Source organism: Myxococcus faecalis (assembly GCF_050039385.1).
Classification (GTDB): Bacteria; Myxococcota; Myxococcia; order Myxococcales; family Myxococcaceae; genus Myxococcus; species Myxococcus fulvus.
This window is the reverse complement of sequence record NZ_CP144336.1, coordinates 9956834-9977286: the sequence shown is the minus strand read 5'-3', so window position 1 is coordinate 9977286 and position 20453 is coordinate 9956834. Positions and strand designations below refer to the sequence as shown.

The window sequence follows — 20453 nt, the reverse complement described above, 5'->3', positions numbered from 1 at the left end:
CATGCTCCTTGCCATCGAGTCCTACTTCCACGATGCGCTGCGCGCCGCGATTCCCGAGACGGTGGAGGTCGCGACCGGCCCCTCGCGAGGGCCCTCCGTCGAGATGGAGGCGCTCGTCGAGGTCATCGCCTCGCGGATGAAGCTCACGCTGCCCGAGGGCGATGACCTCACCGCGCTGCGACAGCCGTCCTACTTCGCGCAGGTGCATCGCTGGGCTGGCAATGGCACGCGCAAGGACTTCACCCTGCCGGCGAACGCGACGGGACAGGTGGTGGAGGTGGAGTCCCCTCCTGGCCGTCCGCTGCGTCGGGGCGACGACTACGTCGTGGAGGAGTCCACGCTGCGCCTGTACCGCGCGCCCGCGGTCGCCAGCGAGGCCGTGGTGGCCTACCTGCGAGGGACCCGCGCCGAGGGCTTCCTGGAGCGGCGGCGCTGTGAGCTGCGATTGTCCATCCGCGCGTGGGTGAAGTCCCCGGGCAACGCGGCGCCGCTGCTGTCCCGCGCGCTCGCCGCGGCCCTGGCCGCGTCCGCGGACCTGGGAAACCTGGAGGACGAGGACACGGAGGCGGAGACCTCCGGGGTGCGTCTGCGATTGCTCCAACCCCAGGCCACCCTGGTGGAGGTCCATCGCACCCTGGAGCTGCAGGGCGACATTCCCTATCACCGCGCCCAGGCGAACTTCCTGGTCCGCGGAGAGCTGGAGCAGCTCGTCTCGCTCGGCACGCCCGAGTCCGAGGGCATCATCCTCGAGGTGCGGCGGGAAACGTAGGATTCACAACAGCTAGACTAAGCAGCAATTGAAGCAACTCCAGCATGTGTCGTCCCATCGACATTCGGGCGCGATCACCCACGCACGCACTACGAACCCAAAGGACATCGACATGCCTCGTCATCTGTCGACCGTGCACGCGCTGGGAGGCACCTGGCAGTCCTCGGGTGTGGCGATCAACGGCGGCTTCACCAGCTTCCCCATCTTCTCCGCGTCCCAGCCGGCCCACACGGTGACGGTGGGTAACCGGTATACGATTGGCTTCGGCACGCGCGACCCCAACGCGAGCGTCAATTTCTACGGCTTCCGCGCCCGCTACTTCCTGCCGTGAGCCGCGCGGCCTGGGGTGAGGCATGGACGCGCGGGGCACGCCTCCCGCGCACACCATCCTGGCCGGTGAGCGGTATGTGATTGGCTTCGCGGCCAGGGACCCGAACGGGTTCACCTGGGTCGGCGGCTTCCGCGTCAATGACTACCAGCCCTGACGTCCGCAGCATGGCGGCCCCTTCCTCTCGAAGGAAGGAGCCGCCACGTCTGGCCACCCCACCCCATCCGCGAGATGAGCCACGCCGCGAGTGACATCAATCACACACTCAGTCACACCTAACCATGAAATCCAGACAAAATAGCCAGTCCTGACAAATCTCCCGCGACAATTCCCGCCCCCGCTCGTTCAATCCAATGCATGGGAGGCCGGCACACCGGCGCCCATGTCATTCCAGTCAGCATTCGAGCGAAAGGGAGACACATGGCGTCCTACGTCAGAGCTGTTTCGAGCGTGAAGGGTTTGCGTTGGGGTGCGGTGTTGCTGGCGGGCCTGGTGGGCTGTGAGCCCACGACGACGAAGGAGCCCGCGACGAATCACCAGGAGGTGGGCTCCCTGGAGGAGCAGGCCAGGCTGCTGACGGCGCCTCCGGGCTGTGAGGAGATCACCCTCGGGGAGATGGCCAATGGCGTCGAGCTGACGCCGGTCATGTACACCAACCAGCCCACGCTGCGCGGCGACTTCAGCAGCTTCGGAGACCCGGCCGCCCGGGACCGGGCGTTCATCCGCCTGGACGTGGACACGACGCCGGGCCTCTACAACCTGGCCACCGCGGGCGGAAACACCTTCGCGTGCGACCAGTGCGTCTTCGGAACCAAGGACTCGGGCGCGGCCACGCAGAAGGACCTGGTGGCCGAGTCCGGCACGCTGCTGCTGGCGCTGAAGGTGTCCCCCGACCAGACCATCGGCGCGCTGGCCAACGTGGTGCTGCGCGAGGCCGTGGACGCCCCGCCCCTCAACGCGCCCTTCTGGGGCAGCGCGCTGGTGCCGGGTGGGGAGTGCAAGTGGATCCGCTTCGCGACGTGGAACACCGTGCGCCAGGGCGGGTGTGATCCCCGCCAGGGCTCGCTGACGGCGAACCTGCCGGACACCACGTGCGTGCCCACCAACTACGTGGCCTCGGACGGCACGCTGGAGCGCTCGCTGGGGACCAAGACGCAGGGCGAGGCGTGCACCACCACGCCGGCCGCGAGCGAGTACGAGCTGGCGTCGACGGACTGCGAGCAGGGCTACACCTGCACGGACCTGCTCTCGGAGAACGCGCAGTGCACCCAGACGTGTGATTTCCTGGCCGCCGACCCTGGGTGCCCCGAGGGCATGATGTGCGGCGTCTACGGCCTGTGCACCACGCAGGCCGTGCTGCAGTCGTTCGGCTTCCGGTTCGACACCGCGCCGGTGGGCTCCACGTGCACCCCGGGCGTGACGTTCGCCGAGTTCTGCGGCAGCGAGGGCGCGCGCGGCACGTGCCTGGACCTGGGCCGCACGGGCACCGCCACCTGCCTGCGCTACGAGCGGGCCCGCACGAACTGCGGTCCGGGTGAGGAGCTGGGCTACTTCAGCTACTCGCGTCCGCCCGGCGGCTTCGACCGCACCATGGGCTTCTGCTACCACGACGGCCTGTAGTCACCGCCATTCCTCGCGGCCCGGGTGCCTCACGATGCCCGGGCCGCGCGTCCACCGATGCGCGAGCCCGCGTCCTCGGGCAGCCGGCGGAACAAGAACCCCGCCAGCGAGGACACCACGCCGATGGCGATGAAGGGCATCAGGAAGCGGTCCGGCGTCAGGGGCAGCTCGCCGGCCCCGCGCGCCAGGTGCAGCATGAGCGCGCCGAAGCTGATGCCCACGCTCAACGCCATCTGCTGCGTCACCACCGCCATGGTCGACGCCTGGCTCATCTTCTCCGGGGGGATGTCCGCGTAGGCCACGGCGTTGATGGCGGTGAACTGGAGCGAGCGCACGAAGCCGCTGACGAACAGCGTGACGACGATGACCGGGATGGGCGTGCCCACGCGGAACAACGCCGGCACGGCCGTCAGCACCGCGGCGGCCAGGTTGGAGCCCGTCAGCGTGGCGCGGAAGCCCAGCTTGCGGATGACCCACGGCGCCAGCGGCTTGCAGGACATGGCCCCCAGGCCCGTGCCGATGGTCATCATGCCCGCCTCGAAGGGGCCCCATCCCAGGCCCACCTGCAAGAGCAGCGGCAGCAGGAAGGGCGTCGCGCCCAGGCCCATGCGCACCAGCCCTCCGCCCGCGATGCTGGCGCGGAACGTGGCCACCTTGACCAGCCGCACGTCCAGCACCGGCCGATGGCGCCGCAGCGCGTGGCGCACGTAGAGCACCCCCGCGCCGACGGCCACCAGGGCCATGCCCAGCTGCGTCTCCGGAGGCACCAGCCCCACACCCAGCGTCTCCACCGCGACAATCGTCAGCGTGATCGCCACGGCGGCGATGGCATAGCCCTTCCAATCGAAGGGCCCCGGGTGCGGCTGCGGCAGCTCCGGGACGAAGCGCGCCACCGCGAGCATGCCCAACAGGCCCACCGGGACATTGACGAAGAAGATCCACGGCCAGTCGGCCACGCCCAGGATGAGCCCGGCGATGGGGGGACCGATGAGCGGCCCCACGAGCGCGGGCATGGTGAACCAGCTCAGCGCGGACACCAGCTTCTCGCGTGGCGCCGAGCCCACCACGATGAGCCTGCCCACGGGCGTCATCAGCGCGCCGCCCAACCCCTGCAGCGTGCGGAAGAGGACCAGCTGCGGCAGCGTGCGCGAGAAGCCGCACAACACCGAGCCCAGCAGGAAGACGCTCATCGCGACCATGAAGACGCGACGAGGGCCGAAGCGGTCCGCCACCCAGCCGCTCGCCGGCGCGAGCACGGCCAGGGCCAGGATGTACGACGTCAGCGCCAGCTTGAGGTGGATGGGGTCCGTGCCGAAGGCCGCGGACAACGTCGGCAGCGCGGTGGACAGCGCGGTGGAGTCGACGAACTCCATGAACAGCGCGCTCGCCACCGCGATGGACGCCAGCCGGGAGCCTCTCTGGGAGGACGCGGGCGGCGAGCCGGGTGGAGAGGAGCCAGGGGAGTCGGACACCTCTCTTCTATGCACATGTGGCCGCGCGACTGTCACGCTCGACGACACTGCGCGCGGGCGGCCCCTCGCCCACCCTGCCACCGGGCGGCCGGCACTCGGCCGACGCCCCGGTGGAATCACGGACGGGGCGCGGGGGACTCGTCAGGCCGGCCGCTCCAGCCGGCCATCCGCGTGCCGGGCGAAGCGCCCCTCCTCGCGCGCGTGCACCGGGTCGTCGCTCTTCCAGGGCCACCCGCCGAACTGGGTGCGCTGGTAGTCGTTGAACGCCTGGACGATCTCCTCCCGCGAGTTCATGACGAACGGCCCGTGCTGCACGACGGGCTCGTTGATGGGGCGCCCCTGGAGCATGAGCAGCTCCGTCTCGTCCGGGCCGTTCTCCAGCAGCGCGTCCGCGTCCGGGCGCAGCTGCAGGACATGCCGGGCGGGGACGTCCCGGCCGCCGACCTTCAGCGTGGAGCCCTTGAAGAAGTACACGAAGCGGTTGCTGCCGCGCTGGGCCGCGGGCAGCGTCCAGCGCGCGCCGGGCGACAGCTTCACCGTCCAGATGGCCACGTCCGAGTCCACCCGCGCGGCCCAGGACTTCGGCGGAGGCGACGGCGGCTTCGCGTCCCCCAGCCTGCCGGCCACCACGGTGATCTCGGCGGTGCGCCCCGCCTCGTCCTTCGCCACGTGGCGGGGGATGGCGTGGTCCCAGAGCATGGAGAAGTGCGGCGCCACGAGCTTGTCGGCGCGCGGGAGGTTGAGCCAGATTTGAAACAGCTCCACGGGGTTGGGCGCGTCCTTCTTCAGGAGCGGGAACATCTCCGAGTGCAGCACGCCGCTGCCCGCCGTGAGCCACTGCACGTCCCCGCCGCCGAAGCGCGCCGCGGCGCCCAGCGAGTCCGAGTGATCCAACAGCCCGCTGCGGACGATGGTCACCGTCTCGAAGCCCCGGTGCGGATGCTGCGGGAAGCCCGGCACCACGGTGCCGTGGTACATGTTCCAGCCGTCGCGACCCTCGAAGTCCTGGCCCAGCTGCCGGCCCGCCAGCGACGCGGTGGGCCCCAGCTGCTCGTTGCCCTGGGGGTAGGCGTCGACGTGGTGGACGCAGAACAGGAACGGGTCCGGCGTGGGCCAGGGCATGCCCCGCAGGGGGCTCATGCCCAGGATGACGGGTGGCGCTTCACTCCCCTTCGACGACTGGCTCATCCCCTGCTCCTCTGCCTTTCCCGGGCTCTTCGTGCAGCTCGCCGTGGTGGTGGCCCCCGCCACCGCGAGCAACCGCAGCGCCGCTCTCCGACTGACTTCCTCGCTCAAGGGGCCTCCTGCCACGCGTGACGCCGTCCGGAGCCTCTAATCCCGGCCAGCCCGGGGCGCATTCTTTCACGTCCGGGGCCCGCCAGCCCGCTCCCCATACACCTTCGCCTGGGGTTGCCGTAGGGTTCGCCCGCCGTGAGCCCATCCCCCCCCTTCGCCGTGTCCCAAGAGCGCGTGCGCGCCATCGACTGGCTGCGCGGCATCGCCGTGCTGTTCATGGTCCAGACGCACTCGCTGGCCCTGCTCACCCCGGAGCTGCGCAAGAGCGTCTGGGTGGGCCGCCTGCTCAAGGTGGACGGGCTGGTGGCCCCCGCGTTCATCTTCTCCGCGGGCTTCGCCCTGGCCCTCGTCATGGTGCGCAGCGCCGCCGCCGGGAAGCTGCGCGAGCGCGTGCCGCGAAACCTCCGCCGCGCCTGCGAGGTGCTGCTGGTGGCCTCGCTGGTCAACTGGGCCTGGTTCCCCCTGCTGAGCGAGCCGAAGTGGCTGCTGCGCATGGACATCCTCCAGTGCGTGGGCGTGTGCCTGCTCCTGATGTTGCCGGTGGCCGCACTGCTCGCCTCGCGTCCCCGCGCGCTGGCCGGCCTGAGCCTCGCGCTGGCGTTCACCGTCTTCGCGGTGGCGCCGCTGGGGGAACAGGTGACGGGGCCGTGGGCCACGCTGACGAACAAGTCCTCCTTCGCGCCGTTCCCCCTGCTGCCCTGGCTGGGCTTCGGGTGGCTGGGCGCGTTCGCGGGGACACTCGCGGGCGCGTGGGGCCGCCGCGCGCTGGCCCTGGCGTTGCTGGCGCTGGTGACGGTGGGCGCCGTGGGCGCCGCGTCCGGCGACTTCCTCTTCCAGCTCTACCCGCACCACCGCTTCTTCGTGGCCAACCCGTCCAACTCCGCGGCGCGCTTCGCGTGGGTGTGCGCGGTGCTGCTCGGCTTGATGTGGCTGGAGGGGCGCGTGGCGGAGGCGAGCGCGCCTTCGCGCCTGCGGCGGTTCATCGAGGTGTTCGGCACCTCGTCGCTCTCCGCATACTTCTTCCACGAGATGCTGCTGTTCTACCGGCTGGGGGGCGTCTTCTCGTTCCAGCGCTTCTGGGGGGACAAGAGCGACTGGCCCCAGTACTGGCTGCTCACCGCCGTGCTCATCGTCGCCACGTGGATGCTGTGCCTGGCGTGGGACGGGCTGGAGCGCCTGGTGAAGAGCGCGCTCCGGGCCGTGACGAAGCGCCCGCGTGGAGCGCTGACGTCAGTGGGAAGCTGACGCCAGCTTCTCGAAGGCGGAGACGACCTCGGGCGGGGCCTGCACCAGCTCGATGAGCACGCCCTCTCCGCTGTAGGGGAACTGCTCGTTGGCCTTGGGGTGCACGAAGCAGATGTCGAAGCCCGCGGCGCCCTTGCGGATGCCGCCGGGGGCGAAGCGCAGGCCCTGCTTCTCCAACCACGCCACGGCGACGGGCAGGTCATCCACCCACAAGCCCACGTGGTTGAGCGGCGTCTCGTGGACCCGGGGCTTGCCCTCGGGGTTGATGGGCTGCATCAGGTCCACCTCCACCTTGAAGGGGCCCGCACCGGCCGTGACGATGTCCTCGTCCACGTTCTCGCGCTCGCTGCGATAGGTGGAGTGAGGCGTCAGGCCCAGCAGGTCCACCCACAGCTTGCGCAGGGGGGCCTTGTCGGCGGCGCCGATGGCGATCTGCTGGACGCCCAGGATTCGAAAGGGTCTCGAGGTCTCCATGGGGGGCACCCTGTCACGGGAAAATCCGGGGGAATAGACCCATTTCCCAGGTCGTGCGTTTCGAAGCGGCGAACGTCGTATCCGTCCCCCGGAGAACGCATGTCCCAGTCCTTCCTGAAGCGCCGCCTGAGCCAGTGGGGAAGTGCCCTGCTCGTCGCCTGCACCCTGCCGGCGTGCACGTCGTCCAAGCCCACCGCGGAGGGCCTCTCCGTGGCCCCCCAGGCCGACTACAAGCCCCGGGCCGCCCACCGAGATGACGCGGCGCAGGACGGCGCCAAGGACGAGCGCAGGGAGAAGGCCCCCGCGGGCGCCGTGGCGCAGGCGATGCGGCCCGAGGCGCCCAAGGCCGACCCCCACACGTTCGCCGAGACCGAGCACGACGAGTCCTCCGCGGTGGAAGGCGCGCCCATGGAGGAGCCGAGCGCAGTGATGATGGCCGCGCCTCCTCCGCCGAGCCCCGCCACGCTGGGTGGCGCGGGCGCCGCGCCCAGGGCCATGGAGCTCGCCAAGCGCGCGGCCCCCGGCCCCAGCAAGAGCATGCCCAGCCTCCCCACGCGCAAGCCCGCGCAGGACACGCTGGCCCCGGCGGACGCGGACACCACGCACCAGGGCAACACGTTCGAGAACTGGAAGCCCAACGCCTTCACCGAGACGGCCAAGGACGCGCTGTCCACCTTCGCCGCGGACGTGGACACCGCGTCGTACACGGTGGCCCGCCGCTACCTGCAGCAGGGCAACCTGCCGCCGGCCTCCGCGGTGCGCGTGGAGGAGTTCGTCAACTACTTCAAGTACCGCTACGCCCCGCCGGAGAAGGGCGCGTTCACGGTGCACCTGGAGGCGGCGCCCTCCCCGTTCGACTCGAAGCGCCACTTCGTGCGCGTGGGCGTGCAGGGCAAGGTCGTCTCGCGCTCGCAGCGCAAGCCCGCGCACCTGGTGTTCCTCATCGACACCAGCGGCTCCATGGCGTCGCAGGACAAGCTGCCGCTCGCCAAGGAGGCCATCAAGATCGCCGTGAAGAACCTCAACGAGAACGACACGGTGGCCATCGTCACCTACGCGGGCTCGACGCGGGACGTGCTGGCGCCCACGCCCGCCACGGACGTCAAGCGCATCCACGCGGCGCTGGACGGGCTGGAGTCCGGCGGCGGCACGGCGATGGGCTCGGGCATGGAGATGGCCTACAAGCACGCGGTGAAGAAGGCGTCCGGGCAGGTCGTCTCCCGCGTCGTGGTGCTCACCGACGGCGACGCCAACATCGGCAGCGTGTCCCCGGAGTCCATGCTGGAGAGCATCCGCAAGTACGTGGCCGAGGGCGTCACCCTCACCACCGTGGGCTTCGGCATGGGCAACTACCGTGACGACATGATGGAGAAGCTGGCCGACAAGGGGAACGGCAACAGCTTCTACGTGGACAGCTACAAGGAGGCCAAGAAGGTCTTCGAGACGCAGCTGACGGGCACGCTGGAGGTCATCGCCAAGGACGTGAAGCTGCAGGTGGAGTTCAACCCCGCCGCCGTGAGCCGCTACCGCCTGGTCGGCTACGAGAACCGCGACGTGGCGGACAAGGACTTCCGCGACGACAAGGTGGACGCGGGTGAGATTGGCGCGGGCCACAACGTGACGGCGCTGTACGAGGTGGAGCTGGTGAAGGGCGCCAGGGAGTCGCTGGCCACGGTGCGCGTGCGCGCCAAGGCGCCCAACGGCACGGAGGCCTCCGAGCAGGCCTTCCCGCTGGAGCGCTCGCTGCTGCGCGACTCGCTGGAGGCCGCCTCGCCCGACTTCCGCTTCGCGCTGGCCGTGGCCGCCACCGCCGACGTGCTGCGCGGCAACCCGGCCGCCGAGGGCTGGAGCCTGGCCACCGCGCAGAAGCTGGCCGAGGGCGCCGTGGGCGGTGACGCGGACCGCGCCGAGTTCGTCCGGCTGGTGACGCAGGCCCGCGCGCTGTCGGGTGCCTCGGCGCGCGGTCGCTGAAGAGAGGTTCGCTGTCGGGGGTCGTGGGGTGGAAGGCCCACTGGGGGAGCCTTCCACCCCACTTTTTCATTCCGGCACGCCCGCTCAGAACGCGAGGACGGTGCCCGGCGTGGTGCTGGTGAAGAAGTCGGGGTACGACACCACGAACTCCGGGCCGGTGCCCGTCTCACCGTAGATGACGCCGGCCTTGGTCCCGTAGGACGTCAGCGTCGTGCCGTCCAGCTCGATGGCCACCGACGTCAGGTCAATCGTGCCGGACACCTGGTGGCCATCCCGCCGGATGATGGTCATCGTCTCCGGGTCCACGTGGAAGAAGCTCAGCGTGCGGTAGGGCCCGCCGCCATAGCTGCTCTTGTAGGTGAGGCCCACCGCCACGCCCAGCTCGTTGGCCGCGACGTACAGCGACGGGGGCGCGTAGCCGCTGGACGAGGGCAGGGACAGGCTCGCCGCGGCCCACGGGCACGACGCGGACGCGCGCCGGTGCAGCTTGTTCTCGGTGACGGGAGGCACCGGGGCCTGCGTCACGACCACCGACGTCACCTCGAACGTGCAGCCCCTGGACGTCGCCGTGGACGACAGCGCCGCCTCCCGAGCCTCCAGTGACGCCTCCTGCTCGCTCCCGGGAGCCTCCCCACCGCAGGCGGAGAGGACCGACATCGCACAAAGACAGACAGACTTCTTGAGGAACCCCATGACGTGACAACCCCCGGTTCAGGAATGTGGCGGCGGCACCGTACCACCCCCGCAATGTCTTGCATCCGGAATCGCAGCCAGACAAAGACTCACGCGCTGAGAACCCCAACCCCATCCTCTCCGTCTCCGAGAATCACCTGGAGGCCCGGTCCGCCCACGGCCGCGCTCAGTACGCGACGACGCTGGGTGGGGTGGTGCTGGTGAAGAAGTCCGGGAACGTCGCGATGAAGTTGCTGCCGCTGCCCGTCTCGGTGGGGCTGATGATGCCCGCCTTCGTCCCGCCCGCGGTGAGCGTGGTGCCGTCCGCGCCGATGGCCAGGTAGCCCAGGAAGACACTGCCGGTGCCCAGGTACACCGCGAAGCCGGTGTTGCGCACCACCGTCAGCAGCTCCGGGTCCACGTGCTTGATGCCCACGGTCCTGGGGGAGCTGCCGCTGTAGCCGCTCTTGACCGTGAAGCCCGCCGCCACGCCCAGGTCATTGGCCACCAGGGACAGGCTGGGTGTGGAGTTGATGGAGGTGCCCAGCCCGATGCTGGCCGCGGGCCACGCGCACGTCCCGGAGGCCAGCCGGCTCAGGAAGATGTCGTGGATGGGCGGAAGCATGCCCGCGCGCACCACCGAGGTGAGCTCGAAGACACATCCACGGGACACCGCCGAGACCAGCTCCGCCTCGCGGACGTCGAACACCTCATCGAGTCCGCCCGTGGGCTCCTCCACACCACAGGCCGGAAGGACCATCGCCGCACAAAGAGAGACAGCGCGTCGGAAGCTTCGCATGACGTGACAACCCCCTGGTTCGCGAACAGCGCCCGCACGCTAGCAGCCTGCAAGTCATTGCACCGACATTTCCGGGCAACGGGCCTGGGCACCGGGAGGACGCCTTGCGGTATCCTCCGCCACGTATGCGCCCATCCCACCTGTCCTCCCGAGTGCTGCTCGTTCCCCTCGCCGCCTCCCTCCTCGCCTGCGGCGGCTGCGGAAAAGATGACCCCTCCGGCGGAGGCGCGCCCCTGGGCGAGGAGCAGAAGGGCATCGCGACGTTCTACGACGCCACCGGCGCGGGCAATTGCAGCTACGACGCCAGCCCGGACGACCTGATGGTGGCGGCGATGAACACGCCCCAGTACGCCAACAGTGCCGCCTGTGGCCAGTGTGTGGACATCCAGGGCCCCAGCGGCTCGGTGCGCGTGCGCATCGTCGACCGCTGCCCTGAATGCGAGGCGGGCCACCTGGACCTGAGCCGCGAGGCCTTCGCGAAGATCGCCGAGATGCGCCTGGGCCGCGTGGACATCACCTGGAAGGTGGTCTCCTGCGACGTCGCCGGCAACCTGGAGTACCACTTCAAGAACGGCAGCAACCCGTGGTGGACCGCCATCCAGGTCCGCAACCACCGGCTGCCCATCTCGAAGCTCGAGTGGCGACGCGGCGATGGCGCCTGGAAGAACGTGCCGCGCGAGGACTACAACTACTTCGTCGAGTCGGGCGGAATGGGCGAAGGCGCGTTCACCGTGCGCGTGACGTCGTCCACCGGCGAGCAGGTGGAGGACACCCTCCCCCGCGTCCTCGACGACGACAGCGTGCGCGGCACCCAGCAGTTCCGCTGACCCCGAGCACCCCGGACCGAGGCTCGCGCGAAGCGAGCCCCGGCCCGCACCTCAGCGCCGCAGCATCGAGCGCAGGAGCTCCAGCGCCTCGGTGACGTTCTGCCAGACCTGGAGCGACTTGACGCCCTCCCCTTCGCCCTGCACCGCGCGACGGGAGGCCCGCTCCAGGGGCAGCAGCACACCCTCCACCAGCTCGATCTGCCGGCTGAGCTCCGCGGGCGAGGGTCCGGCCACGGCGGTCCGCTGGAGCGCCTCCGCCGGCACCTGGGCCGACACATTCACGGGGCGGTCCGCCAGCGCCGCGAGCGCTCGCGACAGCTGGTCCAGGTACGGCCCGAAGTCCTGCGCGGGCGCCTGCTGGACGACGGGCGCCTGTACGGGCATGGCCGCGCGCTCCGTCAGCGCCTTGAGCAGTTGGGCCAGGTGCTTGAGGTACGGCGTCAGATCCAGGCTCGCGGCGACGGGCGCGGCGGCCGCGACGACCGGAGCCTGCTTCACCTCGCGGCCCACCCGCGCCACCTCCAGCACCGCGTCGCGCAGGGCCTCCAGGTACGGCAGGGCCTCGGCCGTGGGGTCCGCCTCGTCATTCGCGGCGCCCTGGGCCAGCTGCGTGGCCGCCTGCGCGACGGCGTCGCGCACCGCGCCGAGCTGCTCCTCGATGCCGCTGAGCTGCCCGGTGACGCGGGCCACGGGGTCGTCCTCCTTGCCCCCCATGCGCTTGACGCGCGCGAAGCCCTGCTTGATCTCCTCCCAGCGCTTCGCCTTCTCCGGGGTGAGCCGGCCGCGCATCTCCGCCAGCTTCAGCAGATTCTGCTCCGCGGCGGTGGTGAGCGTCTGGGACTCGCCCTGGTAGTGGTCGTCGATGAGCCGCTCCAGCTCCGCGTCCGTCATCGCGGAGACGAGCTTCTCCGTCAGCTTGCTCATGTTGCGGTAGCTGCCCTGGAGCTTGAAGGCCGGCTCGGTGCGGAAGCGCTCGTCCTGCGCCGCCGAGGCGATGTACTGCATGTTCACCTTCAACAGCACCGACTGCACCCGGAACATCCGCTGGAAGATGGCGATGATCTCCTGCAGCTCCGCCGCCGCGTAGCCGTGCTTCATCTCGCCCGCGGGCACCTCCTCGCCCTGGGCCATGCGGATGAGCCGATGCGTGTCCGCCGAATCCCGCGTGGCCAGCGGCGCCGTCACCGTGTTGGAGGTCAGCGCGTTCTCCAGGTAGCTCAGCGCGAACAGGTGCTCCTTCCCGTCCAGGATGTCGCCCAGGTTGTACGTGTCCGCGCGGTTGGCGAGCATGTCCGGGATGCGGAAGCGCTCCCCCGTCTCCGTGTAGGGATTGCCGGCCATGACGACGCAGAACTTCTTGCCGCGCAAATCGTAGGTGCGCGTGCGGCCATTCCAGACGCCCTCGACGCGGCGCTGGCCGTCGCACAGGGAGATGAACTTCTGGAGCAGCTCCGGGTCCGTGTGCTGGATGTCGTCGAGGTAGAGCATCACGTTGTTGCCCATCTCGAAGGACAGGTTGATGCGCTCCACCTCCTGCCGCGCGGTGGCGTTGGGCGCCTCCGCCGGGTCCAGCGACTTCACCGAGTGCCCCAGCGCGGGGCCGTTCACCTTGACGAAGGTGAGGCCCAGGCGGCTCGCCACGTACTCCATCAGCGTCGTCTTGCCGTAGCCCGGCGGCGACATGAGCAGCAGCATGCCCATGCGGTCCGTGCGCTTGCCCTCGCCCGCCGCGCCGAGCTGCTTGGCCAGGTTGGCGCCGATGAGCGGCAGGTACACCTCGTCGATGAGCCGGTTGCGCACGAAGGACGACAGCACCTTCGGCGTCAGCTCCTCCAGGCGCAGCTTGCGCCGCTCGCGCTCCAGCAGGTCCCGCTGCAACGCGCGGTAGGCCTGATACCGGGGCACGCGCAGCTGCCGGAACTCGCCCAGGCGCGCCAGGAACTCATCCAGGCGCAACGGCAGCTTGCGGTCCTGGATGCGCGGGTGGCTGCCCAACAGGCCCGTCACCTCGGCCGCCGTCAGCGCGCCCGCGGGCTCGCGGTCCAGCTTGCGCTCGGTGAGCAGCAACACCGCCGTCTCCAGCACGAAGTAGCCGGAGTCCCCGGGGCCGCCGTCCCGCTGCGCGAGCCACGCCTGCACCCACGCGCGCGCGATGTCCAGCCGCGACGCCAGGTCCTTCTCCAGCCCGCGCAAATCCTCCTCGAAGGCCGTGCGCGTCCCCTGCCGCTCCAGCTGCGCCAGGAACGCGTCCCGGAGCACCAGCGCCTCGCCGCTCGTGGTGAAGCGGGGCCGCTCCACGGCCAGCTCCTCCACCAGGTAGCCACCCGCCAGCCGCGCCTCCGCCGGCGAGTGCGAAAGCCCCTGCGCCTTCAGGAAGGCCCCCACGGCCTCGCCCAGCGCCATGCCCAGTTCGTGCAGGCCGCCCGCCGCGGAGAACGTCTGCCGCAGCCGCGCGAGGCTGCGCGCCCGACGGTGCAGGAGCGCCCGCGCCGCCTCCTCGGTGTCGAAGGCCCAGTACAGCGCCGCCAGGGCGCGAGGCACCGGAGCGAAGCGCAAGAGGCCCGCGCCCTGGTGCAGCGCCAGGAGCTTCTCCAGCACCGCGGCCGCGTCCACGTCGTGCACGCCGCGCTCGTAGCCCTCGTCGAAGCGGTCCGCCGCGTACGCGCGCACGGGCTCCAGCAGCGTCCCGCCCATCACCGCCGCGTGCAGCCCCGTCAGGGACAGGCCGTTCTTTCCCTCCTCCGCGTCGGAGAGGATGCACGCGGCCAGGTACTCGGCGCGGTACACCTCGCGCGTCTCGGAGACCAGGTGCTGGTCCCAGAGGTCCTTCTGCTCGAGCAGCGCCGGGTCCTCCAGCTTCTGCGCGTAGTCGGAGCCGGTGAGCTGCAGGTACAGCGCGCCGTCGCGCGGCACCAGCGTCAAATCCAGCGGCTGGGTGTTGACGTTGAAGCGGTAGGTCCCCAGCTTGATGACGTTGTCGCCGTCCGCGAACAGGTCCTGCTTGTCACGCAGCGCGCGCAGCGCGTCCTGCTTGGCGGACTTCAGCCGCGACTGCACCTCGTCCGAGCGCACGCTGTCCTGCAGCGCCATCAGCTGCTCGGAGAGCTGCCGCAGCTTGAGGATCATCGCGTCGGTGGCGAAGTACGCGTTGAGCTCGTCGTCGGACTTGAACGCCTTGGAGCGGCGCTGCACGCCCTGGAGGATGCGCTCCGCGGCGCCGAAGAGGCTCTGCGCGCGGCGCTGGCGCTCGTCCACCAGCGTCTGCTTGCGCGCGCCGAACGCCTCCAGCAGCTCCTCGCGCTTCTGGGTGATCTGCCCGAGGAACTCGTCGAACTCGCCGAAGCGGCCCTCCAGCTCCTCCAGCTGCACGGTGAGGCGCGACAGGCCCTCGTCGCACTTCTCCGGCACGTCCGCCTGCGCCAGCGCGTTCTCGATCGCCTGCCCGAGCAGCTTGAACTGGGCGCCGAACTCCGCGCGCTTCTCGCGGCCGGACAGCTCCTTGCGCTTGGCGGCCAGGCTCGCGCGCACGCGGTTGAGTCGGCCGAACAGCTCGGAGATGCCCTCCAGGATGCGGGCGCGCGCGAGCGGGTCTCCCACCTGGAGGCCGCCCACCACCTCGCCCAGCACGGTGAGGCCCTGGGCCGTCTTCTCGATGTCCTCGCCCAGCGGCTGCAGCTCCGCCGTCGTCTGCACCGGCTCCAGCTTCGCGAGCAGTTCGTCCAGTCGCGCGGCCAGCGGCTGGAGCGCCTCCCCCTTCTGGAGGAACTCCACGCACGCGGTGCTGGTGGAGTCGGACGCCTCCACCACCGCCTTCTCCAGGGCGTCCACCCGCCCCAGGTCCATGTAGCGGATGTCCTTGAGGGTGATGAGGTGCCCGCGCTGCTGGCGCAGCTCCGCCAGCACCAGCATGAACTCCTCGGCGGTGGTGAGCAGCTCCGGCCGCACCCGCGCGAGCAGCTTCGCCTGGGCCTGCTCCGCCTCCGCCAGGGCCTCCGTGGCGCGCTTCTGGAGGGCGAGCACCTTCTCGAACTCGTCGATGATGAGCTCGGAGGTGCGCCGCAGCGTCTCGATCGGCTCCTGGAGGCCCGTCTCCGCGTGGCCCAGCCAGTAGTACGCGTCCAGCGCGCGCGTGGCCGCGGCGACCAGGTCCTCGTAGGTGCGCCGGCTGGGCTTGTCCGTCTTCGCGATGCGCTGGAGCGTCAGCGAGTCGGAGATGCCGCGCACCAGCTCCGCGTTGCCCACCTTGCCCAGGTACCCGGGCGCGGGCGGCGTCGCCGCCGCGTGCTCGTCCGACGCGAAGGGCGTCTGCCACACCTGCATCGGGTGCACGCGCGTGGGGTCCGCCGACGTCTCGCGGAACACCACCAGCCCGCCGTCCCCGAAGAGGCTGTACCCGTTGCACACCAGCGGGTTCTGCACCTCCTTGCGCACCAGGTTGTACGGGAAGAGCAGGTAGCGCCCCACCTCGCGCTGGTGGAAGACGTAGAGCACGTCCTCGCCATTCGGCGAGCGGATGACCTTCTTGAACTCCATGCCCTCGCCGGTGGCCTCACCGTCGAAGACCTTGTAGTCCCCCGTCTGGAGGTAGTAGCCGCCGGGGAAGATGATGCCCTGGTCCTCGGGCAGCCGGATGCACGCCTGACCGATGGCGTCGATGCGCACCACGTGCTGCGTGCGCGAGTTGAACACCAGGTAGCGCTGCACCTTCTCGCGGAAGGGCAGCACGCGCAGCAGGATGAGCGTGCCCACCTGCGCCCAGGCGAAGCGCGCGTCGTCCAGCGACTGGTTCGCGTCCTCCACCGGCTCGCTGTAGATGCCCAGGCCCGAGGACGTGTTGTCCTCCACCTTCACGGTGAGGTCCCCCTTCACCGTCTCCACGAAGACCTGGTCCAGCACGTTGACGTGCGGGTGGGCGCCCAGCACGTAGTTCTCGCGCGTGGCCACCGTCCACTCGAAGTCGTGCGACGGCGGGAAGGTGTGGTCCTTGTCGCCCTGGTTGTCGAGGTAGGTGGCGTTGCCGTCCGTGTCCAGGCTGAAGCGGAAGACCTTCAGGTCTCTCGCGGACTGGCCCGTCTTGAACACCGCCAACAGGCGCGCGTCCTTGCGCCGCAGCTGCAGGAGCTTCGCGTCCTTGTAGTAGCGGTACAGCTCGCCGAAGTCCTTGATGAAGCGCGGGTCCGCCAGGAAGCCGCCGCCTTCCGTGTGCGGCACCGCGGACAGGTCGAACCCGTCCGCCGTCTTCTCGAAGCGGTGCAGCGAGAACACGTCCGCGACGGACGTCTCCTTCTTCAGCCCGATGAAGACGTTGTAGCCGAAGAGCAGGTACTTGCCGACGCTGACGATGTCGCGCGCCACGCAGTTGTTCTCGGTGCGCACGCGCTCGTTGCCGATGACGGCCAGCTCCGTGCCACCGAAGAACGCCTTGCGCCGCGCGTTGAGGTCCGCCGCCTTGGTGCCCAGCGCCTCCGCCTGCGCGAGCAGTCGCGTCCGGATGACCTCGTAGCTGCCCCCCTCTAGCGCGACCTCGCCCGTGGGCGCCGCGCCCTTGCCACCTTCAGTTGCCATGAGTGCTCACCGGAATTGCGCATGGACCCCGCCCCGTCCCCCATCGAGGGGACGCCACCCCGGAGGGCCCGGGGCGGAGTCGTCGTGACGTCATGGCCGCCACCGCACGGCTCGCGCGGCGATGGCGGCCCCCTGCTGATGGCCTCAGCCCTGCTTGTCGGCGGAGGCGGCCTTGCCGTCGGAGCCCAGCAGGGCCTTCAGGCTCGCCGCCGTCGCGTCCGTCGCGCTCGGCGTCATGCGGTGCAGCAGCGCGGCCACGGCCAGGTTCTGCGCGTCGTTGCTCAGACCCGGCTTGGAGAGGATCTCCTTGAGGTCCGCCGGCAGGTCCTTCTCGCCGTTGACGTACCCGCCCAGCGCCTTCTTCAGCGACTCGCTGTGGTCCAGCGCGCCGTCCACCGCCGTGCCGAAGGACACCGCCTTGACGAAGCGCTCGAAGAACTCGCCGTCGCCGCCGACGATGTTGAACTTCGAGTTGGCGAACGCCTTGGCCAGCACCTCCGCCTGCGCCTGCGCGATGTCCTTGCGCACGCGGATGTTCTCCAGCTCCACGTCGCGCTCCTTTCCGAGCCGCAGGCGGAACTCCTCGTGCTCGCGCCCCACGCCGTCCATCAGCTTCATGGACGCCGCCTTCTCCGCCAGGCCCCGGGCCTCGGCGAGCAGCTTCTCCTGGATGGCCGCGGCCTCCGCCAGCTGCTTCTCCTTCGTCGCGATGGCCTCCGCCTCGCCGCGCTTCTGGATGGCGACGGCCTCCGCCTCCTGCACGCGCGCCCGGGCCAGGCCCTTCTCCTGCTCACCCGCGGCCTCCGCCAGGAGCTTCTCGCGCACCGCCTGCGCCTGGGCGTGGCCCTGCTTCTCGATGACGCCCGCCTCGGCCTCCTGCACGCGCACCTGCGCCATGCCCAGCTTCTCCGTGGCCGCGGCGTCCGCCTCCTTCACGCGGATGCCGGCCAGGCCCGTCGCGGCGGCCTCCGCCTGGATGCCCTCGGCCAGGCGCGTCTTCGCCTTGGCCGTCTTGTCCGCGGCCTCCAGGTCCGCCTCGGCCAGGGTGAGCTTCTCCTTCGCCATGTACACCGCCATCTCGCTGTTGGCCTTGGCGGCGTTCACGTCCTTGACGGTCTTCTCCTGCGCCTGGCCCTCGGCGGTGATGATGAGCGCCTGCTTCTTGCGCAGCGCGTCCGACTCCACGCGCAGGTCCTTGATGCGCTCCTCCTCCTGCGCCACCGTCTTCTCCACGGCGATGCGCGCGCGCACCACGTCCGCGATGTCCTTCTTCTGCTCCTCCAGCGCGCGCTCCTTGGCGATGCGCTCCAGCTCCGTCTCACGCTCCCGGCCGATGGCCGCCAGCGAGCGGGCGCGCTCCACGTTCTCCGCCTCCACGCTCACCTCGCGCTCGCGGTGCTTCTGGGCCACCTCGATGTCGCGCGTCTTGTTCTGCTCCTGGACGAGGATCTCCTGCTCGGCCTTGATGCGCGCCAGCTGCGCCTTGGAGTACTGCTCCTGCTTGACGCGCTCGGCCTCCGCGGACTCCTCGGCCTGCACGGATTCAATCGCGCGCTTCTGCTTGGCGGCCGCCTCCTCGCGCTGACGCTCCAGTTCGAAGATGCTCTGGTCGGCCTCGACGTTGCGCTTGGTCACCGCCTGGCGCTCGGTCTGCTTGAGCTCGTTGGTGACGATGTTCTGCTCGGTGGTGAGCTTGGTGATCTTCCGGATGCCCTCGGCGTCCAGGATGTTGTCCTTGTCCAACATCTCCACCGGGGTCTGCTCCAGGTAGTCGATGGCGCAGTCCTCCAGCATGTAGCCATTGAGGTCGCGGCCGATGACCTCCACCACGTTGTCCTTGATTTCGGCGCGCTTGGTGTAGAGGTCCACGAAGTTGAAGTTCTTGCCCACCGTCTTGAGGGCCTCGGAGAACTTCGCCTCGAAGAGCTTCTCCAGCGTCTCCTGATCGCTCGCGCGCACGCAGCCGATGGACTGGGCGACCTTGAGCACGTCCTCGCGCGTCTTGTTCACGCGCACGAAGAAGGTGACCTTGATGTCCGCCCGGATGTTGTCCTGGCAGATGAGGCCCTCCTTGCCGCGGCGGTCGATCTCCACCGTCTTCAGCGAGATGTCCATCACCTCCGCCCGGTTGATGATGGGGAACACCACCGCGCCGGAGAAGGTCACCAGCGGCTCGCTCTTGAGCGTGTTGACGATGAGCACCTTGCCCTGGTCCACCTGCCGGTAGAGACGGACGATGGTGAGAATGATGCCGGTCAGGAGGATGACACCTCCGCCGACGGCGGCTACCAGCGTGATGGGATCCATGGCCTTTTCCTGTGAAGTATTGACGGCGGGCCTTGTATCAGGCGCCAGGGATCCCCCGCGAAAGCCCCCTGGCGTCGAATCCATTCACGGCCCGCCCCCCTCTGAAGCGGACCCGTGCCTCGACTCAAGTCATGCGCGTGCCCGGGAGCGCGCCAGCGCCGCGGCCCGCACCGGGTCGCGAAGCTGATCCATCTCCTCCGGCAACAACCAATCCACCGGCTCCACCTCGTACGCGTCGCGCTCGGCGTCGTACGCGAGCACCAGGGCCGGGTCTCCGCGCTTCAGGCCGTTCGCCTTGGCGCAGATGACATTCAAGATGATGCCCGCGCCGCCGTCCTCGAACGTGGCGTGGCCGTTCCTGTCCGTGACGCTGCCGCTGGAGATGGTGCACACCCGGCCGAGCAGCGAGTCGCGCCCGGGCGCCTTGTGCGCCACGAACACGGGCCGCAGCGGCCGCACCGCGAAGCCGGAGATGACCAGGCCCGCGATGAAGCACAGGATGCCCAGCGTGGAGTTGATGAGCCACGATGGCAGCGCCCCGCCGAGCAGCGCGTGCGCCGGCGGCGTGGCCAGCAGCGACAGGAACCACGAGAAGAACGACACCAGGCTCACGGACACCGTGAGCGGAATCCCCGCGAAGCCCAGCGTGGAGAGGATGCCCCCGTCCACGTGCGCGTCGTGGTCATGCCCCGCGAGCGCCTTGCCGCCCTGGAGCGCCTCGCCCGCCGCCTTCGCCCCGCCCTCCAGCGAGCCCGCCAGCGCCTTGCCGCCACCCTCGATGGCCGCGCCCAGCGCCTTGCCGCCCGACTCGAAGTCGACGTGCCCGCCGTCCAGCAGGTCGATCCCCACCGCGCCCACGATGACGAACAGCCAATAGGTCAGCACCACGCCCATGGCGGTGGTGAAGAGGGCGGTGGGGAACGCGAGGATGGCGTCGAAGAAGGGCGTCATCAGCGCTCCGGACTCTAATCCACGGGCATTCCCTGCGAAAACCGGGGGGGTCGTTTTCCTGCCTGCTCCACGGGCGGGAAAGCAGAGGCGACCTTCGTTGCCGCGCGCGCTCGGGATTGGCACCTCCAGAGGGCCGGGACCCAAGGGTTCCCGGGGT

Annotated in this window: 15 protein-coding genes; 7 read left to right on the top strand and 8 right to left on the bottom strand. The window is 70.0% G+C overall.

The window, feature by feature from the left end:
* Position 1: 1 nt before the first annotated feature.
* The 4 genes from VZQ01_RS39845 (at position 2) to VZQ01_RS39830 (ending at position 2717) form a co-directional block, all read left to right on the top strand.
* Positions 2 to 769: a hypothetical protein gene (locus tag VZQ01_RS39845; protein WP_223751797.1), complete on the top strand. Its 768-nt coding sequence runs from the start codon at positions 2 to 4 to the stop codon at positions 767 to 769.
* 112 nt (positions 770 to 881) lie between these two features.
* Positions 882 to 1100 (top strand): hypothetical protein, encoded by a 219-nt coding sequence (locus VZQ01_RS39840; protein ID WP_426746240.1) that lies wholly within the window; start codon positions 882 to 884, stop codon positions 1098 to 1100.
* Between the two features lie 22 nt (positions 1101 to 1122).
* On the top strand, positions 1123 to 1254 hold the full coding sequence (locus VZQ01_RS39835) for a hypothetical protein (protein WP_255510287.1): 132 nt from the start codon (positions 1123 to 1125) through the stop codon (positions 1252 to 1254).
* A gap of 293 nt (positions 1255 to 1547) precedes the next feature.
* The gene (locus VZQ01_RS39830; RefSeq protein ID WP_324289176.1) at positions 1548 to 2717 is read left to right on the top strand and encodes a hypothetical protein; all 1170 of its coding nucleotides are present in this window, start codon (positions 1548 to 1550) and stop codon (positions 2715 to 2717) included.
* Positions 2718 to 2746: 29 nt separating this feature from the next.
* On the opposite strand, the gene VZQ01_RS39825 is transcribed toward VZQ01_RS39830, so the two are convergent.
* Together VZQ01_RS39825 and VZQ01_RS39820 are read right to left on the bottom strand one after the other, a co-directional pair.
* On the bottom strand, positions 2747 to 4108 hold the full coding sequence (locus VZQ01_RS39825) for a DHA2 family efflux MFS transporter permease subunit (protein WP_223751830.1): 1362 nt from the start codon (positions 4106 to 4108) through the stop codon (positions 2747 to 2749).
* 222 nt (positions 4109 to 4330) lie between these two features.
* Entirely contained in the window at positions 4331 to 5311 is a 981-nt protein-coding gene (locus VZQ01_RS39820; RefSeq protein ID WP_426749029.1) for a pirin family protein, read from the bottom strand.
* 309 nt (positions 5312 to 5620) lie between these two features.
* Between VZQ01_RS39820 and VZQ01_RS39815 the strand changes: the two genes are divergently transcribed.
* On the top strand, positions 5621 to 6730 hold the full coding sequence (locus tag VZQ01_RS39815; RefSeq protein ID WP_223751794.1) for a heparan-alpha-glucosaminide N-acetyltransferase domain-containing protein: 1110 nt from the start codon (positions 5621 to 5623) through the stop codon (positions 6728 to 6730).
* On the opposite strand, the gene VZQ01_RS39810 is transcribed toward VZQ01_RS39815, so the two are convergent.
* On the bottom strand, positions 6716 to 7204 hold the full coding sequence (locus tag VZQ01_RS39810; RefSeq protein WP_223751793.1) for a VOC family protein: 489 nt from the start codon (positions 7202 to 7204) through the stop codon (positions 6716 to 6718). The two genes, VZQ01_RS39815 and VZQ01_RS39810, sit on opposite strands and share 15 nt — an antisense overlap.
* Positions 7205 to 7303: 99 nt before the next feature.
* Here VZQ01_RS39810 and VZQ01_RS39805 point away from each other — a divergent pair, with 99 nt between their 5' ends.
* Positions 7304 to 9175: a vWA domain-containing protein gene (locus tag VZQ01_RS39805; RefSeq protein WP_223785833.1), complete on the top strand. Its 1872-nt coding sequence runs from the start codon at positions 7304 to 7306 to the stop codon at positions 9173 to 9175.
* A gap of 84 nt (positions 9176 to 9259) precedes the next feature.
* Here the strand turns inward: VZQ01_RS39805 and VZQ01_RS39800 are convergent, their stop codons facing one another.
* Entirely contained in the window at positions 9260 to 9832 is a 573-nt protein-coding gene (locus VZQ01_RS39800) for a hypothetical protein (protein ID WP_408890272.1), read from the bottom strand.
* 202 nt (positions 9833 to 10034) lie between these two features.
* The gene (locus VZQ01_RS39795) at positions 10035 to 10607 is read right to left on the bottom strand and encodes a hypothetical protein (RefSeq protein ID WP_426746239.1); all 573 of its coding nucleotides are present in this window, start codon (positions 10605 to 10607) and stop codon (positions 10035 to 10037) included.
* 164 nt (positions 10608 to 10771) lie between these two features.
* Between VZQ01_RS39795 and VZQ01_RS39790 the strand changes: the two genes are divergently transcribed.
* Positions 10772 to 11473, top strand: coding sequence for an expansin EXLX1 family cellulose-binding protein (locus VZQ01_RS39790; RefSeq protein WP_426746238.1), 702 nt, complete (start codon positions 10772 to 10774; stop codon positions 11471 to 11473).
* A gap of 51 nt (positions 11474 to 11524) precedes the next feature.
* Here VZQ01_RS39790 and VZQ01_RS39785 read toward each other — a convergent pair whose 3' ends face one another.
* The 3 genes from VZQ01_RS39785 to VZQ01_RS39775 all read right to left on the bottom strand — a co-directional run bounded on the left by VZQ01_RS39785 (position 11525) and on the right by VZQ01_RS39775 (position 20296).
* Positions 11525 to 17038, bottom strand: a complete 5514-nt coding sequence (locus VZQ01_RS39785) for a DNA repair ATPase (RefSeq protein WP_426746236.1) — start codon at positions 17036 to 17038, stop codon at positions 11525 to 11527.
* Between the two features lie 144 nt (positions 17039 to 17182).
* Positions 17183 to 19345: a hypothetical protein gene (locus tag VZQ01_RS39780; RefSeq protein WP_141323116.1), complete on the bottom strand. Its 2163-nt coding sequence runs from the start codon at positions 19343 to 19345 to the stop codon at positions 17183 to 17185.
* Positions 19346 to 19474: 129 nt separating this feature from the next.
* Positions 19475 to 20296, bottom strand: coding sequence for a hypothetical protein (locus VZQ01_RS39775; RefSeq protein WP_223751787.1), 822 nt, complete (start codon positions 20294 to 20296; stop codon positions 19475 to 19477).
* Between the last annotated feature and the right edge of the window lie 157 nt (positions 20297 to 20453).

Excerpts from the sequence above, each read along its gene's own strand:
- VZQ01_RS39820 (WP_426749029.1), bottom strand. The coding sequence starts at position 5,311 with ATGCCCTGGCCCACGCCGGACCCGTTCCTGTTCTGCGTCCACCACGTC.
- VZQ01_RS39780 (WP_141323116.1), bottom strand. The coding sequence starts at position 19,345 with ATGGATCCCATCACGCTGGTAGCCGCCGTCGGCGGAGGTGTCATCCTC.
- VZQ01_RS39775 (WP_223751787.1), bottom strand. The coding sequence starts at position 20,296 with ATGACGCCCTTCTTCGACGCCATCCTCGCGTTCCCCACCGCCCTCTTC.
- VZQ01_RS39810 (WP_223751793.1), bottom strand. The coding sequence starts at position 7,204 with ATGGAGACCTCGAGACCCTTTCGAATCCTGGGCGTCCAGCAGATCGCC.
- VZQ01_RS39795 (WP_426746239.1), bottom strand. The coding sequence starts at position 10,607 with ATGGTCCTTCCGGCCTGTGGTGTGGAGGAGCCCACGGGCGGACTCGAT.
- VZQ01_RS39845 (WP_223751797.1), top strand. The coding sequence starts at position 2 with ATGCTCCTTGCCATCGAGTCCTACTTCCACGATGCGCTGCGCGCCGCG.
- VZQ01_RS39805 (WP_223785833.1), top strand. The coding sequence starts at position 7,304 with ATGTCCCAGTCCTTCCTGAAGCGCCGCCTGAGCCAGTGGGGAAGTGCC.
- VZQ01_RS39840 (WP_426746240.1), top strand. The coding sequence starts at position 882 with ATGCCTCGTCATCTGTCGACCGTGCACGCGCTGGGAGGCACCTGGCAG.
- VZQ01_RS39835 (WP_255510287.1), top strand. The coding sequence starts at position 1,123 with ATGGACGCGCGGGGCACGCCTCCCGCGCACACCATCCTGGCCGGTGAG.
- VZQ01_RS39790 (WP_426746238.1), top strand. The coding sequence starts at position 10,772 with ATGCGCCCATCCCACCTGTCCTCCCGAGTGCTGCTCGTTCCCCTCGCC.
- VZQ01_RS39800 (WP_408890272.1), bottom strand. The coding sequence starts at position 9,832 with ATGTCGGTCCTCTCCGCCTGCGGTGGGGAGGCTCCCGGGAGCGAGCAG.
- VZQ01_RS39785 (WP_426746236.1), bottom strand. The coding sequence starts at position 17,038 with ATGGCAACTGAAGGTGGCAAGGGCGCGGCGCCCACGGGCGAGGTCGCG.